Here is a 13,392-nt window from a genome sequence, read left to right as displayed (position 1 = left end):
CTAGAAGATGATCACGCCGCGGGCGTTGCGGCCCTGCGCCAGGTCGTCGAAGGCCTGCGGCGCCTGGTCGATCGAGTAGCGCTGCGTGATCAGTTCGTCGAGCTTGAGCTTGCCGGCCTGGTAGAGCGACACCAGGCGCGGGAAGTCATGGCGCGGCCGGGTCGAGCCGTAGTAGCTTCCCTTGAGCGTCTTCTCCTCGAAGGCGAGGCTGGCGGTGCGGATGGTGGTGGTGTTGTCCGGGCGCGCAACGCCCACGACGATGGCCGTGCCGCCCTTGCGCACGGTGGCATAGGCCTGCGCCACGATGTCGCCATGTCCCACGCATTCGAAGGCATAGTCGGCGCCGCCGTCGGTGAGCTTTCTCAAGTCCTTCACGAGGTTGGCGGACTTCGATGCGTCGACGACGTGCGTGGCGCCGAAGGTCCTGGCCATCTCGAGCTTGTTGGCCAGCATGTCCACCGCCACGATCATGGTCGCGCCGGCAGCCACGCAGCCCTGGATGGCGCTCAACCCGACCCCGCCGGCGCCGAACACCACGCAGACCGAGCCCGCCTCGACCTTGGCCGTGTTGCAGACCGCGCCCCAGCCGGTCATCACGCCGCAGCCGATCAGCGCGCAGCGGTCGAGCGGCGCGCCCGGCTCGATCTTGACCACGCTGTTCTCGTGCAGCGTCGCGTACTCGGCCATGACGCCGCAGCCGGCCATCACGTTGAGCGGCTGGCCGCTGGCGTCGCGGGTGCGGAGGTGGCCGCCGAGCAACGTGCCTGGCGTGGTGATGGCCACGCTGCAGAGGTTGGGGCGGCCGGTCACGCAGTAGCGGCACTTGCCGCAGGTGTTGACGAAGCTGCTGATCACGTGGTCGCCGACCTGGAAGTCGGTCACGCCGGGCCCGACCTGCGCGATCACGCCCGCACCCTCGTGCCCGAGGATGATGGGCGGCGGCAGGGGCAGGGTGCCGTTGGTGACCGAGAGGTCGCTGTGGCAGACCCCGCAGGCTGCCATCTTGATCATCACCTCACCCGGGCCGGGCGGATCGACCAGGATGTCTTCGACATGGACGGTCAGGTTTTCACCGCGGAAGACCACGGCCTTGGATTGCATTTGCACGGGTGCTTGTCTCCAGTTGTCGTTGTTGTGTGGCGGGAGGGAATACTCCCGTCGTCCATTCTGCCGGTGAATCGGACCCGGCCCCGACGCGCATGGGGCGCCTCCGCTGCGCCGGCCCAGCGCTGTCGAATCAGAACCGTGTCGGCGAGTAGGGCGCCGGATCGACCAGGGGTTGCGAGCCTTCGATCATCTCCGCCAGCAGCCGTCCGCTGACAGGCCCGAGCGTGAAGCCCTGGTGCGAGTGGCCGAAGTTGAACCACAGCCCCGGGTGCCTGGGCGCCGGGCCCATGATCGGCTTCATGTCGACCGTGCAGGGGCGGTTGCCCAGCCATGGCACGGATTCCACCGGCTCTGGCAGGTCGATCAGTTCGCGCGCTGCGATTTCGGCCTGGCCCAGTTGCACCGGCGTCGAAGGCGCGCCGATGCGGGCGAATTCGGCGCCGGTGGTGACGCGCAGGCCGGCCGCCATCGGCGCGATGACCAGGCCGCGCTCCGCATCCAGCAGCGGCACGCGCAGGCCGGGACCGCCGCGGTAGTGACGGTGGTAACCGCGCTTGACGAACAGCGGCAGCCGGTAGCCGAGCGTGGCGGTCAACTCGCCGGCCCACGGACCCAGCGCGATCACCGCATGGCGCGCCTGCAGCGGGCCGTCCGTCGTCCGGACCTGCCAACCTTGCGCCTCGGGCTGCAGGCTGGCGGCATCGCCCTGGACAAGGCGGCCACCCAGGTCGATGAAGCGCTGCACGTAGCGGTCGACCAGCGCGCCCGGGTCGCTGACGGACCACGGGTCCAGCCAATGCAGGGCGCCCGGCAGCCGGGCATGCAGTCCGGGCTCGGCACGGGCCAGCGCATCGCCATCGAGCAGTTCGAAGCGAACGCCGTAGCGATCCCGCAAGTCGGCCGCGTTCGTCGCGGCCGCGTCCATCGCGGCCCGGGTGCGAAAGCCGACGCGATAGCCCTCCTTGCGCACCAGCTGGGCCGCGTTCGATTCGGCGATGAGCGCATCGTGCTCGCTGAGGCAGTGCTCGATCAGGCGGCTGTAGTCGCGGGCAATGGCGGCGTAACGGCCCGGCGCTGATTCGTGCCAATAACGCATCAGCTGCGGCACGACGGACGGCAATGCGTCGAGGTGATAGGTGGCATCGACGCTGCGCTTCAAGGCGACGTCGAGCACGGTCGCCCACTCGCGCGGGAAGGCGTAGGGCTCGACCGCTTCGCGCTGGATGATGCCGGCGTTGCCATAGGAGGTCTCGCGGCCCGGCGCCTGCCGGTCGACCAGCGCGACCGAATGCCCGCGGCGCGCGAGCTGAAGGGCGGTGCAGGCGCCGACCATTCCGGCGCCGAGGACCAATACGTCGGTGGGCATTTCGTCTTGCCGCTTTCCTGGCTTCCTGTGAAGCGCCTGATTATGGGAGTGGGTTCGCGTGGACTGTTCGCTGCGGGACACTCCAAACGCTCCAATAATCCGCCTCACCCGGAAACCCATCCACGAAGCCCGCACATGCTCATCCGCATCGACGAGGAAATCACCTTTCGCAAGCTCGAGATACTGCTGGCCTTCATGGAGACCGGCAACCTCGCGCGGGCGGCCGAGCGGCTCGACGTCAGCACGGTGAGCGTCCACCGTGCGCTGCATTCGCTGGAGACTGGCGTTCGATGCGCGCTGTTCCGCCATGAAGGCCGCAACCTGCTGCCCACCGACGCCGCGCGCGAACTCGCTGAAGTGGCGCGGGAGGTGTTGCGGACCATGTCCGACGGCATCCGCTCGACGCGCGAAGTGGCCGGCTATTCGGCGGACCGCATCCGGATTGGTTCGCTTTTTTCGCTGACCAGCCGCACGGTGCCGGCGATCGTGATGGGCATGAAGGTTCGCAAGCCTGAACTGCAACTGGAACTGGTGCTCGGCTCCAATGCCGACCTGCTGCAGCGCCTGCGCGACGGCACCGTCGATGCCGCGCTGATCGGCCGGCCCGAAGGCGCGGCCGATGTCGAGTCGGAGCTGCTGTTCGAGGACGACATCTTCTTCGCCGCACCGACCGGCTCCCGCTATGCCGGGTTGGCGGAAATCGACCTGAGCACCTGCGCCGACGAGCACTTCGTGAGCCTGGGCGAAGGCTTCGTGACCTTCACCGGCTTCCAGGAGTCGTTTCGCATCGCCGGCTTCACGCCCAACGTCGTCATGGAGACCGGCGACATCTTTTCCCTCATGAACCTGGTGAGCGGCGGCATCGGCTTCACGCTGCTGCCGGGACGCGTGCGCAGCGTGATGCCGGAGCGCGTGCAGCTGATTCCGCTGCAGAAGCGGTACCTGATGTGCCAGAAGATCGGGGTCAGCTTTTTGCGGACGCGGGAGCGGGATCCGAACCTGTTGGCATTGCTGGCGGTCTGCCGCAAAGCGAGAGCGGAGCTTTGAGTCACGCCCTCTGTGCGCACACGCCGTGGGCGCGCATTTCCAAAGGATTTCGCTGGGCTCGCCACGGGTCAGGGGTTGATCTGGTGCGCCGTCGTTGACGAAGGAGGTGAGCCGACGCAGTAGGCGGTCGGCTCGACCGCGAGGTTAGGCGCTTGCTACTTGAAAACAAGATAGGCAACGGATCAGCCGTGACTGCCGATGCACCGGGAGCAAAGGAAGGCTTAACGCGCTGGTATCAACCCAAAACGAAGGCGTGGGCGGTGAATAAGCCTTGCTATGTCGGCAGCGACTGTTAATTGTTAGTCCGCGCCTTATGCGCTCTGCGTTCAGTTAGAGTTTTGTCCACTGTTGCTTGCAGCTTTTCCGGGAACGCTGGCAACTCGTCAGCGTTGTAGCCTGGCTGAAGCCTTGGTCGCAGCTGCAAGAGCATGTCCTCAACCGTGGCGTCGTGCCTCATCCTCCAGAGGTAGCCAACACGATAGCGCCAAGTCTGCATGATGTGCTCACGTAGGGCACTGCGAAGTGAATTGAAGGCATCCAGGTAAACCTGTTCGTTGACCGTAGCCCTCCACGCAAGGCCGGCAGCAAGCATGTCCAGTTCGGCTACCAATGCCTTCCCAATAATCCCCTCGGCCACGTCTAGGCTGTCACCTACCTTGCCTTCCTTCGCCACCATTCGTTGCGTCTCCCGCGCAGTCGCTGTTCGATGCGCGTCCATCTTGATGAGATCGTGATGGGCCATTTGCGCGTGCTCGACGTCGTCGAAGGCAGGCGGACGACCACCGTGTTCGAACAGAAAAGCAACCTCCTTGTAGTCAAACTCATAGTCGCCATAGCGCATGAAGTTCGGGCGTACAAGTGCCCAAATGGGTGCCTGACCGCTTAGGCCTATTCGTTTGCAGTCCTCCGCGAAGCTGAGGCGAAATAGCGCGAAGTCGTTGTACTGATTCTTCAACGTCAGTAGTGCCAAGTTCGCCGCTGTAATGCGTTCGTAGAAGTGGCGGTTGGCGTCGTACATGCGTGCCAAAGCGAAGGCCAGCAGCGTGCCGAAAAAGGGGCCAATGACGTACGTCCACGGCGATGTTGCCATCCTCACTCCTAGTTTGATTTGCGGGCGATTTTTAGGCAAACCTAAAAATGCACGAGATGGGGTTGCGCCCGGCTGATACAGAGGGACGTGAGTGCCGAGCAGTGACACGGCTTGGATGTTGACGCCAAACGGCCGGCACCACAGACCGTTCCACGTGCCGAGGGCGCCGGGTGTCCCCCGCAGCGAAATAAGGGAGGAGGCCGCAGGCCGGGGGACATTCGCGGAGGGGGATACCCAGTGTGCTCGGCACGCGCCCCGGCACAGCGTCTCGGAAATCTGAAATGCACTGCCCGTTTCGAATGATCGGGGTTAACCCTCGATCGTTTCACTGCACGCGTTTTGCCGCGCGAGTGGTTAATTGATCGAATCCGCCCCCACCGCTACCTTTCGTCTCCAGGGAACCGCGCCGTACCTGCAATCCAGTCAAGGCGCCAAGTTCCTCCGCATCGGGCAAGTCGCCCGGCGCAAACCCAGGAGACAAACCATGATCATCTACGGCACCGCGCTATTGGCCCTCTGCCACTTGCTCGGCATCTTCATCGGTGACCTGCTCGGGCAGGCCCTGGGCGTCAAGACCAACGTGGGCGGAGTCGGTATCGCGATGCTGCTGCTCATCTTCGCCCGGCTCTACATGCAGAAGAAGGACATGCTGCCCAAGCTCACCGAGCTGGGCGTGGAGTACTGGGGCGCGATGTACATCCCGGTGGTCGTTGCGATGGCCGCCCAGCAGGACATGGTCTCCGCGCTGCGCGGTGGCCCGGTGGCGCTGCTGTCGGCCTTCGCCGCAGCGGGCGCCTGCGCCATCGTCATCTCGCTGATCAATCGCACCGAGCGACCGACGCCAGAGGCGGACGCCGCCCCGACGCTGCACGACAACCCCTTGCTCGCCGAAGCGGAGTGAACGCCATGCTCGAAATCCTTGAAAAAGCCGCCGCATTGAACGGGCTCGTCACCGCCTTTGCCATCGTCGGCTTCGTCGTCCTGATCTCGGGACAGATCTCGAAGCGCCTGACCTTCGGCCGCGTGCATGGCTCGGCCATTGCCATCGTGATCGGACTGGCGCTGGCCTACTGGGGCGGCCTGCAGACCGGCGGCCACAAGGGCCTGGCCGACATGTCGCTCTTCGGCGGCATCGGGCTCATGGGCGGCGCGATGCTGCGGGATTTCGCCATCGTCGCGACGGCCTTCGAAGTGCAGGCCACCGAGGCCAAGAAGGCAGGGTTGATCGGCGTCGTCGCGCTCCTGCTGGGCACGCTGATTCCCTTCGTCGTCGGAGCGTCGATCGCCTGGAGCTTCGGCTATTCGGATGCGGTCAGCATGACCACCATTGGCGCGGGCGCGGTGACCTACATCGTCGGCCCGGTGACCGGCGCGGCGATCGGCGCCAGCCCGGACGTGATGGCGCTGAGCATTGCCACCGGCCTCGTCAAGGCCATCATCGTGATGGTCGGCACGCCGATCGCGGCGAAGTTCCTCGTGCTGAAGACACCGCGCTCGGCGATGGTCTTCGGCGGGCTGGCGGGCACGGTGAGCGGCGTGTCGGCGGGCCTTGCCGCCACCGACCGCAAGCTGGTGCCCTACGGCGCACTGGTCGCGACCTTCCACACCGGCCTCGGTTGCCTGCTTGGCCCGTCGCTGCTCTTCTTCGCCGTCAAGGCCATCGTGCATTGAGGTCAACACCATGGATCGCATGAACTGGAACACCAAGACAGCCAACCGCACGGCGCGGCTGGCGCGTGTCTCGCAAGCACTCGGCGCGCAGCGCGTCGGCAAGGTCGTGGCAACGGAGGCCATCGGCAAGCTGCTCGAAGCCGCGATCGAACCCGGCGACCGCGTCTGCCTCGAGGGCAACAACCAGAAGCAGGCCGACTTCCTGGCCAAGGCGCTGGTGCAGGTCGATCCGCAGCGCGTGCATCACCTGCACATGGTGCAGTCGGTGCTGGCGCTGCCGGAGCACCTGGACATCTTCGAGAACGGCGTGGCCTCGCGGCTGGACTTCAGCTTCTCGGGGCCGCAGGGCGCCAGGCTGGCCAAACTGGTATCGGCCGGGCGCATCGAGATCGGCGCGATTCATACCTACCTGGAGCTGTTCGCGCGCTACTTCGTCGACCTCACGCCCAAGGTGGCGCTGGTGGCGGCGCAGGCGGCCGATGCCGAGGGCAACCTCTACACCGGCCCCAACACCGAGGACACGCCGGCCATCGTCGAGGCCACGGCCTTCTCCGGCGGCATCGTCATCGCACAGGTCAATGAGCTGGTGGATGGCAAGACCACCTCGCTCCCGCGCATCGACATCCCGGCCGACTGGGTCAGCTTCGTGGTGAAGGCGCCCAAGCCCAACTTCATCGAGCCGCTGTTCACGCGCGACCCGGCGCAGATCAGCGAGATCCAGGTGCTGATGGCGATGATGGCGATCAAGGGCATCTATGCCGAGTACGGCGTGCAGCGCCTGAACCACGGCATCGGCTTCGACACGGCGGCCATCGAACTGCTGCTGCCGACCTATGCCGAATCGCTGGGGCTCAAGGGCAAGATCGCCAAGCACTGGGCACTGAACCCGCATCCGGCGCTGATCCCGGCCATCGAGGCGGGCTGGGTCGAGTCGGTACATTCCTTCGGCTCCGAGTTGGGCATGGAGGACTACATCCGGGCGCGCTCCGACGTGTTCTTCACCGGCCCCGACGGCAGCCTGCGCAGCAACCGGGCCTTCTGCCAGGCGGCGGGGCACTACGCCTGCGACCTGTTCATCGGCTCGACCTTGCAGATGGACCTCGACGGCAACAGCTCGACTGCGACGCTGGGCCGCATCGCCGGCTTCGGCGGCGCGCCGAACATGGGCGCCGATGCGCGCGGCCGGCGCCACTCGAGCCCGGCATGGCTCAAGGCCGGCCGCGAGGCGCGCGCAGGCCGCAGCGGCGCGGCGGGGACGCCACGCGGACAGAAGCTGGTCGTGCAGATGGTCGAGACCTTCCGCGAGCACATGCAGCCCGCCTTCGTCGACCGGCTCGATGCCTGGACGCTGCAGGAGCAGGCCGGCATGGAACTGCCGCCAATCATGATCTATGGCGACGATGTGACGCATGTGCTCACCGAGGAGGGCATTGCCAACCTGCTGCTGTGCCGCAGCGACGAAGAGCGCGAGCAGGCGATCCGTGGCGTGGCCGGCTACACGGCGGTGGGGCTGGGCCGCGACAAGCGCGCGGTGGAGAACCTGCGCGACCGCGGCGTGATCAGGCGTCCCCAGGACCTCGGCATCGACCCGCGCGACGCCACCCGCAACCTGCTGGCCGCGCGCAGCATGCGCGACCTGGTGCGCGCATCCGGTGGGCTGTATCAGCCGCCCAAGCGCTTCCGCAACTGGTGAAGGAATGGACATGAGCGACATCCCCGTGGGCATCGAGACCCTGGACTTTTCTTTCGCTGGCGGCCGGCCCGTCGGCGGCTTCGCACCGGTGCTGGTCGGCGTGGTCGGCTCGGGCAATCTCGAAGTGATGCTCGAGGCTGCCGCCGGTGACGGCTGCGCCGTGCGCGTGGAGACTTCGGCGCGCGGCTTCGGGCCGATCTGGCAGGCCGTTGCGGACGACTTCTTCGCGCGCCATCCGATCGGCGGCTTGCGCGTTTCCATCAACGACATGGGGGCGACGCCCGCCGTGGTGAGCCTGCGCCTGGACCAGGCCGTGGCCGAACTGCCCCAAGGAGGCCGCGCATGATCAGCTTCGCCGAATGCTCCGCTCGCGAGCGCATCGCCCTGTTGTTCGACAAGGGCAGTTTTCATGAATGGATTCCGCCGGCCGAGCGCCTGACCAGTCCGCACCTTGCACAGCTCGGCGTGCCCTCGGCCTTCGATGACGGCGTGGCCATCGGGCGCGCGAAGCTCGACGGGCACACGGTGTTCGTTGCCGCACAGGAAGGCGAGTTCATGGGTGGCGGCGTCGGTGAGGTGCACGGCGCCAAGCTGGTCGGCATGCTGCAACGTGCCCTGCGCGACAAGCCTGCCGCGGTGGTGGTGCTGGCCGAATCCGGCGGCGTGCGGCTGCATGAAGCCAACGCCGGGCTCATCGCCGTGTCGGAGGTGATGCGCGCCGTGCTCGACGTGCGCGCGGCCGGCATTCCGGTGGTCTTTCTCATCGGCGGAGCCAATGGTTGCTTCGGCGGCATGGGCATCGTCGCGCGCTGCGCGGACTTCATCGTGATGAGCGATGTCGGCCGGCTGGCGATGTCGGGCCCCGAGGTCATCGAAGCCTCGCACGGCGTGGAGGAATACGACTCGCGCGACCGGGCGCTGGTGTGGCGCACGAGTGGCGGCAAGCATCGCTGGCTGACCGGCGATTGCGACGCGCTGGTGGAGGACGACGTGTCGGCGTTCCGCGCCGCTGCCATCGCGGCGATGAAGGTGTCGCGGCCAGTGACGCTGGAAGCCCTGGAGGCGGAGCACACGATGCTCGGTGCGCGGCTGGCGATGCTGCCGCTGGAAAACGATGGAAGCGACCAGGCCACGCGCCTGTGGCGCGAACTCGGTATCGACAAGGCCGAGCGCGTGCCCGACCTGGATGTGGACGATGTGCGCGCACTGCGCGTGGCATGAACAGGAGAACCAGCATGCAATGGAACCAGCTCGCGACCCAGCTCTTCGGGTCCTCCCACGGCATCCACGCCGACGATGACTTCCTGCACGGCGACGTGGTGTTCTACGGCCGGCCGATCACGGTCGTCGGCACCACGAACCACGCGCCGATCGGTGTGGCGCTCGCGCTGGCGCAGGCCCGCGTGATCCTCGACACCATCGCGCGGCACCCCGCGCGGCCCATCCTGCTGTTCATCGACACGCAGGGCCAGCAGTTGCGCCGCCGCGATGAGACCCTCGGCATCAACCGCGCCATGGCGCACCTGGGCATGTGCATTGACCTGGCGCGCCGACGCGGCCACCAGGTGATCGGGCTGGTGTACGACCAGGCGCTGTCGGGCGGCTTCATCACCTCCGGCCTGATCGCGGACGGCTGCTACGCGCTGCCCGAAGCCGAGATCCGCGTGATGCGCATACCGGCGATGGCCCGGGTCACCAAGCTGTCCGAGGAAACGCTCACGGCGCTGTCGGAGTCGAACCCCGTGTTCGCGCCGGGCGTGGGCAACTACGTGGCGATGGGTGGCGTCCGCGCGCTCTGGCAGGGCGACCTGCAGGCCGCGTTGCGCGATGCCCTGGCGGACACGCCGGTCAAGGACACACGCGCGCAGGACGGCGCGGCGCGCGGCGGGCGAAAGCTCTCTGCGTCCGTCGTGGAGCGCGTGCTGGCTGCGGCCTGACGCGCGAGGGCCCCGGCCATGGAAACGCTTCGCAGACATCGACTGGCCCGACTCTCCAGCGAAGGCTGGCAGGGTGTGCTGGCCCGACCGTGGGATGCGCAGGCGCACGAATGCCTGGCGCATTGGGCACGACATGGATTGCCGCTGGTCGTGACGCGGCAGACGGCCGATGCCGGAGACTGCGAGCTGATCGCGCTGGGCCTGCCTGCACCGGGCCGCTGGGCGCGACGGCGGCTCGCGGTGCATGTACCGCCGGCGTCGGTGTCGCGCTTCGAGGAGTTTCCCGAACTGGCCGAGGTCGTGGACTTGCTGCCGCTCTCGGAGCGCACGGCCGGCGACCTGCAGGCCGGGCTCGCGTCATCCGGTGCCACGGCGCACGTCTATGGCAGCTATGGCTGGCAGGCGTTGAGCGGGCTCGATCACGTGCGACCCGGTTCCGACCTCGATCTGTGGGTGGCGGTGCGCAGCAGGGCGCACGCCGACGACGTGGCCCGGCACCTGGATCGTTTCGCCTCGTCGCGCCTGCGGCTCGATGGCGAACTCATGTTCGCCGACGGCACGGCGGTGGCTTGGCGCGAATGGTCCGACTGGCGCGCAGGCCGCGCGCGCGGCGTGATGGTCAAGCGCCTCACGGGCGCGGCGCTGCGTTACGACGCCGACTGGTGCGAGGGCGCGCGCGATGCGGCGCTGGCGACATGAACCGCGCGACCCTGCCACTGCGCGCCGACAGGCCGCTCACCTCCACGGCCATCGGCCATGCGGCCACGCTGGCCCTGCACGATGAACTCGCGCTGGCGCCCAAGCCGGGCCTGGTCACGCTGGTCGACAACGGCAGCCACGACGACATGGATGCCCACACCTTCATGCGCAGCCTGTTCGCGCTGCGCCGCTACTTCGTGCAGATCGCCGACGCGGGCCGCTGCGGCGCGGCGTTCCCCGAACTCGAGCGCTGCGGCATCGAGGCCGAGGCGCGCATGCTGGCCGCGACGAGGGGCATCAACACGCATCGCGGCGCGATCTTCATGCTGGGCCTGCTGTGCGCAGCGGCCGGCGCCGTTGTGCGCGACGGCGCCACGGTGATGACACCGACGACGCTGCGCGACGCACTGCAATTGCACTGGGGCGATGCGCTCGCCGCACGCAGCCTGCGCGCGTCGACACTGCCCGGCGGCATCGCCGCGCGCAAGCTCGGCCTGCGCGGTGCGTCGCAGGAGGCGGCGATGGGCTTTCCGGTGCTATTTGAGACGGCGGTGCCAACGCTGTTACGAGGCCTCGCCAAGGGCCTGTCGCCTCGGCTGGCACGGCTCGACACGCTGTTCCACGTGATGGCCGTGCTGGACGACAGCAACCTCGCGCATCGCGGCGGCTTCGCCGGCTTGCGCTACGCACAGGCCGCCGCGCAAGGATTCATCGAACAAGGCGGCAGCGCCAGGCCCGGGGCGCTCGCGAAGGCCGAGGCCATCGCCGATGACTTCGTCGCACGCCGCCTGTCGCCCGGCGGTGCGGCCGACACGCTGGCTGCCGCGTGCTGGGTCATGCGCATCTGTGCCGCTCCATGAGCTTCGCGCTGATCTTCTCCGGCCAGGGCAACCAGCACCCTGCCATGCTGCCCTGGCTGGCAGATGATGGGCGGGTCCAGCAGATGCGCACCCGGCTCGGCGTGGACGATTGGCGCGCCGCCCTCGCAGACCCGGACTGGGCTGCGAACAATGCGCATGCGCAGACGCTGCTGACGGCGCTCGCGCTCGCGGCGTGGGGCCAGTTGGCCCCGCACGTTTCGTCGCCCTCGGTCGTCGCGGGCTACAGCGTCGGCGAACTGGCGGCCTTCAGCGCGGCGGGCGTGATCGACAGCGAGGTCGCGGCTTCCCTTGCGCCATTGCGCGCCGCGGCCATGGACGAGAGTGCCGCGCGCCATCCCGGTGGGCTGCTCGCCGTCACCGGCCTGGCGGAACCCGCGCTGGTGCAACTGCGCGCGGTCACGGGGCTCGCGCTGGCCATCCGCAACGGTATCGAGAGCGTCGTGCTCGGCGGCCCCGGTGCAGCCCTCGAGCAGGCGCAACACATCGCGACGGGGCAGGGCGCGCAGTGCACGCGCCTGCGCGTCAACGTCGCCTCCCACACGCCGTGGATGCAGGAGGCGGCGGAGCGCTTCTCGCAGGTGTTGGCCGATGTGCCGTTCCGCTCCCCACGCATCGTGCTGGCCAGCAATGCCGCCGATCGCATCCTCGATGCCGGGGCGGCAAGGACGGCGCTTGCGGCCCAGATCGCGCGGACCGTTCGCTGGGACGAATGCATGCAGAACATCGCCGAGCGCCAGGTGCGCTGCGTGCTGGAGGTCGGCCCGGGCCAGGCTCTCACCCGCATGTGGAATCAACGCTATCCCGACGTCCCCGCGCGGGCCTGCGACGACTTCCGCAGCGCCGCCGCCATCGCAGCCTGGCTGCAGGCGCACGAAGACTGAAAAGGCTCGTGCAGCGCCATTGGCCGAACGCCATAGGTTGCATGGCCGGCCCGTTGCGCGAGGCACTCCCGATCAGCGCTTCTTCATTGGGAAAACGCCCGATCCGGCTGTCAAGTCAGCCGCCCGGCAGAGTTGGTGCAAATGCAAATTCAGAGCCAAAATGAAACCAGCATGCCCCGACCCGCGCACGACCTTCGATCCGAGTCATGGTGAATCTGGCCGATTTTTCCGACACATCGTTTCTGGAGCCCTGCAAACATTGTGGAGAGCTGCTGCAGGAGCGGGAGCGCTTCTGCCCGTTCTGCGGAACCGATCGAACCGGCGAAGAGGGCGCGCGCGATCCGAGGTTCGATGTCGAGGTGGCCATCGAGCACGGCACCGGCCGGGCGCTGGCGCCCTACGAGATCGACTATCCGCTCATGGACCCGCAGGACCCGCACGAGGTCGGCAGCCACCCCGTCCCGTCGACCGCGATCATGGAGGAGGTCGGCTCCAGCGTGGGCTTCGTGCGCCCCGGCGTGCCCTGGCGGCAGGGCACGCCGGCAGACGAGGGCAGGGTGGATTGGGCCGACAGCCCCGTCACACCCAATCGCCTGATCCTCGGCATCGGGGCCGCACTGGTGGCCTTGCTCGGATTCGCCTTCGCATACGACCATTTCTATCTCGACAAGCAACGGGATGCCGCCAAGTTGCGCGAGTTCAAGGCGAATGTCGAAGCCGTGCGCGGCGCCCTGAAGGAGGGTGACCTCGTGGCCGCGGAACGCAAGCTCGATCTGATGGACGTCGACTACGCCAACAACCCGACAGTGCAGGCCCTCCAGCAGGCGCTCGATCGCCAGTTGCAGGAACAACGACAGGCCGGCGGGCGCGAACTCGCCCCGGACGCGGTGCCGGATGCGCCGGCGCCCGCGCCGGCAAGGACAGCGGCAGCGCCGAAAGCGGCCCCGGCGCCGAAGCCGGCCCCAGCGCCCGTTGACGTGGCGCCCGCCTCGCCGGCTGCGGCCACTGTCGCCCGTCCGC

14 protein-coding genes are annotated in these 13,392 nt (G+C 67.8%); 11 read left to right on the top strand and 3 right to left on the bottom strand.

Annotated elements, in window-relative coordinates; translation table 11 throughout:
• Entirely contained in the window at nucleotides 1-1,101 is a 1,101-nt protein-coding gene (locus tag HCU76_RS32695) for a zinc-binding dehydrogenase (protein WP_256354644.1), read from the bottom strand.
• A gap of 136 nt (nucleotides 1,102-1,237) precedes the next feature.
• Nucleotides 1,238-2,473: an FAD-binding oxidoreductase gene (locus tag HCU76_RS32690; protein WP_218511588.1), complete on the bottom strand. Its 1,236-nt coding sequence runs from the start codon at nucleotides 2,471-2,473 to the stop codon at nucleotides 1,238-1,240.
• Nucleotides 2,474-2,608: 135 nt separating this feature from the next.
• Here HCU76_RS32690 and HCU76_RS32685 point away from each other — a divergent pair, with 135 nt between their 5' ends.
• On the top strand, nucleotides 2,609-3,520 hold the full coding sequence (locus tag HCU76_RS32685; RefSeq protein WP_218511610.1) for a LysR family transcriptional regulator: 912 nt from the start codon (nucleotides 2,609-2,611) through the stop codon (nucleotides 3,518-3,520).
• Nucleotides 3,521-3,812: 292 nt separating this feature from the next.
• Here the strand turns inward: HCU76_RS32685 and HCU76_RS32680 are convergent, their stop codons facing one another.
• Nucleotides 3,813-4,718: a hypothetical protein gene (locus HCU76_RS32680; protein ID WP_218511587.1), complete on the bottom strand. Its 906-nt coding sequence runs from the start codon at nucleotides 4,716-4,718 to the stop codon at nucleotides 3,813-3,815.
• 376 nt (nucleotides 4,719-5,094) lie between these two features.
• Between HCU76_RS32680 and madL the strand changes: the two genes are divergently transcribed.
• From madL to HCU76_RS32630, 10 genes are all read left to right on the top strand, one after another.
• A complete protein-coding gene (madL, locus tag HCU76_RS32675) occupies nucleotides 5,095-5,511 on the top strand; it encodes a malonate transporter subunit MadL (protein ID WP_218511586.1) in 417 nt (138 codons plus the stop codon).
• A 5-nt stretch (nucleotides 5,512-5,516) separates the two neighbouring features.
• The gene (gene madM, locus HCU76_RS32670) at nucleotides 5,517-6,281 is read left to right on the top strand and encodes a malonate transporter subunit MadM (RefSeq protein ID WP_218511585.1); all 765 of its coding nucleotides are present in this window, start codon (nucleotides 5,517-5,519) and stop codon (nucleotides 6,279-6,281) included.
• A gap of 10 nt (nucleotides 6,282-6,291) precedes the next feature.
• Nucleotides 6,292-7,974 carry a malonate decarboxylase subunit alpha gene (gene mdcA / locus HCU76_RS32665; protein WP_218511584.1) on the top strand — a complete coding sequence of 561 codons (1,683 nt, stop codon included), beginning with the start codon at nucleotides 6,292-6,294 and terminating at the stop codon, nucleotides 7,972-7,974.
• 10 nt (nucleotides 7,975-7,984) lie between these two features.
• Nucleotides 7,985-8,320: a malonate decarboxylase acyl carrier protein gene (gene mdcC, locus HCU76_RS32660; protein WP_218511583.1), complete on the top strand. Its 336-nt coding sequence runs from the start codon at nucleotides 7,985-7,987 to the stop codon at nucleotides 8,318-8,320.
• The gene (locus HCU76_RS32655) at nucleotides 8,317-9,195 is read left to right on the top strand and encodes a biotin-independent malonate decarboxylase subunit beta (RefSeq protein ID WP_218511582.1); all 879 of its coding nucleotides are present in this window, start codon (nucleotides 8,317-8,319) and stop codon (nucleotides 9,193-9,195) included. The genes mdcC and HCU76_RS32655 overlap by 4 nt, the downstream gene beginning before the upstream one ends.
• A gap of 14 nt (nucleotides 9,196-9,209) precedes the next feature.
• On the top strand, nucleotides 9,210-9,911 hold the full coding sequence (locus HCU76_RS32650) for a biotin-independent malonate decarboxylase subunit gamma (RefSeq protein WP_218511581.1): 702 nt from the start codon (nucleotides 9,210-9,212) through the stop codon (nucleotides 9,909-9,911).
• An 18-nt stretch (nucleotides 9,912-9,929) separates the two neighbouring features.
• Nucleotides 9,930-10,610 (top strand): malonate decarboxylase holo-[acyl-carrier-protein] synthase, encoded by a 681-nt coding sequence (gene mdcG / locus HCU76_RS32645; protein WP_218511580.1) that lies wholly within the window; start codon nucleotides 9,930-9,932, stop codon nucleotides 10,608-10,610.
• Nucleotides 10,607-11,470, top strand: a complete 864-nt coding sequence (locus HCU76_RS32640; protein ID WP_218511579.1) for a triphosphoribosyl-dephospho-CoA synthase — start codon at nucleotides 10,607-10,609, stop codon at nucleotides 11,468-11,470. Before mdcG ends, HCU76_RS32640 begins: the two co-directional genes overlap by 4 nt.
• The gene (locus HCU76_RS32635; RefSeq protein WP_218511578.1) at nucleotides 11,467-12,372 is read left to right on the top strand and encodes an acyltransferase domain-containing protein; all 906 of its coding nucleotides are present in this window, start codon (nucleotides 11,467-11,469) and stop codon (nucleotides 12,370-12,372) included. Before HCU76_RS32640 ends, HCU76_RS32635 begins: the two co-directional genes overlap by 4 nt.
• 206 nt (nucleotides 12,373-12,578) lie before the next feature.
• A partial coding sequence (locus HCU76_RS32630) for a zinc ribbon domain-containing protein (protein WP_218511577.1) occupies nucleotides 12,579-13,392 on the top strand: 814 nt, incomplete at its 3' end.

It is taken from the genome of Variovorax sp. dw_308 (genome assembly GCF_019207085.1).
Lineage (GTDB): Bacteria > Pseudomonadota > Gammaproteobacteria > Burkholderiales > Burkholderiaceae_C > Variovorax.
Note: the sequence above shows the minus strand (reverse complement) of the source record. Positions and strands in the feature narration are given on the sequence as shown.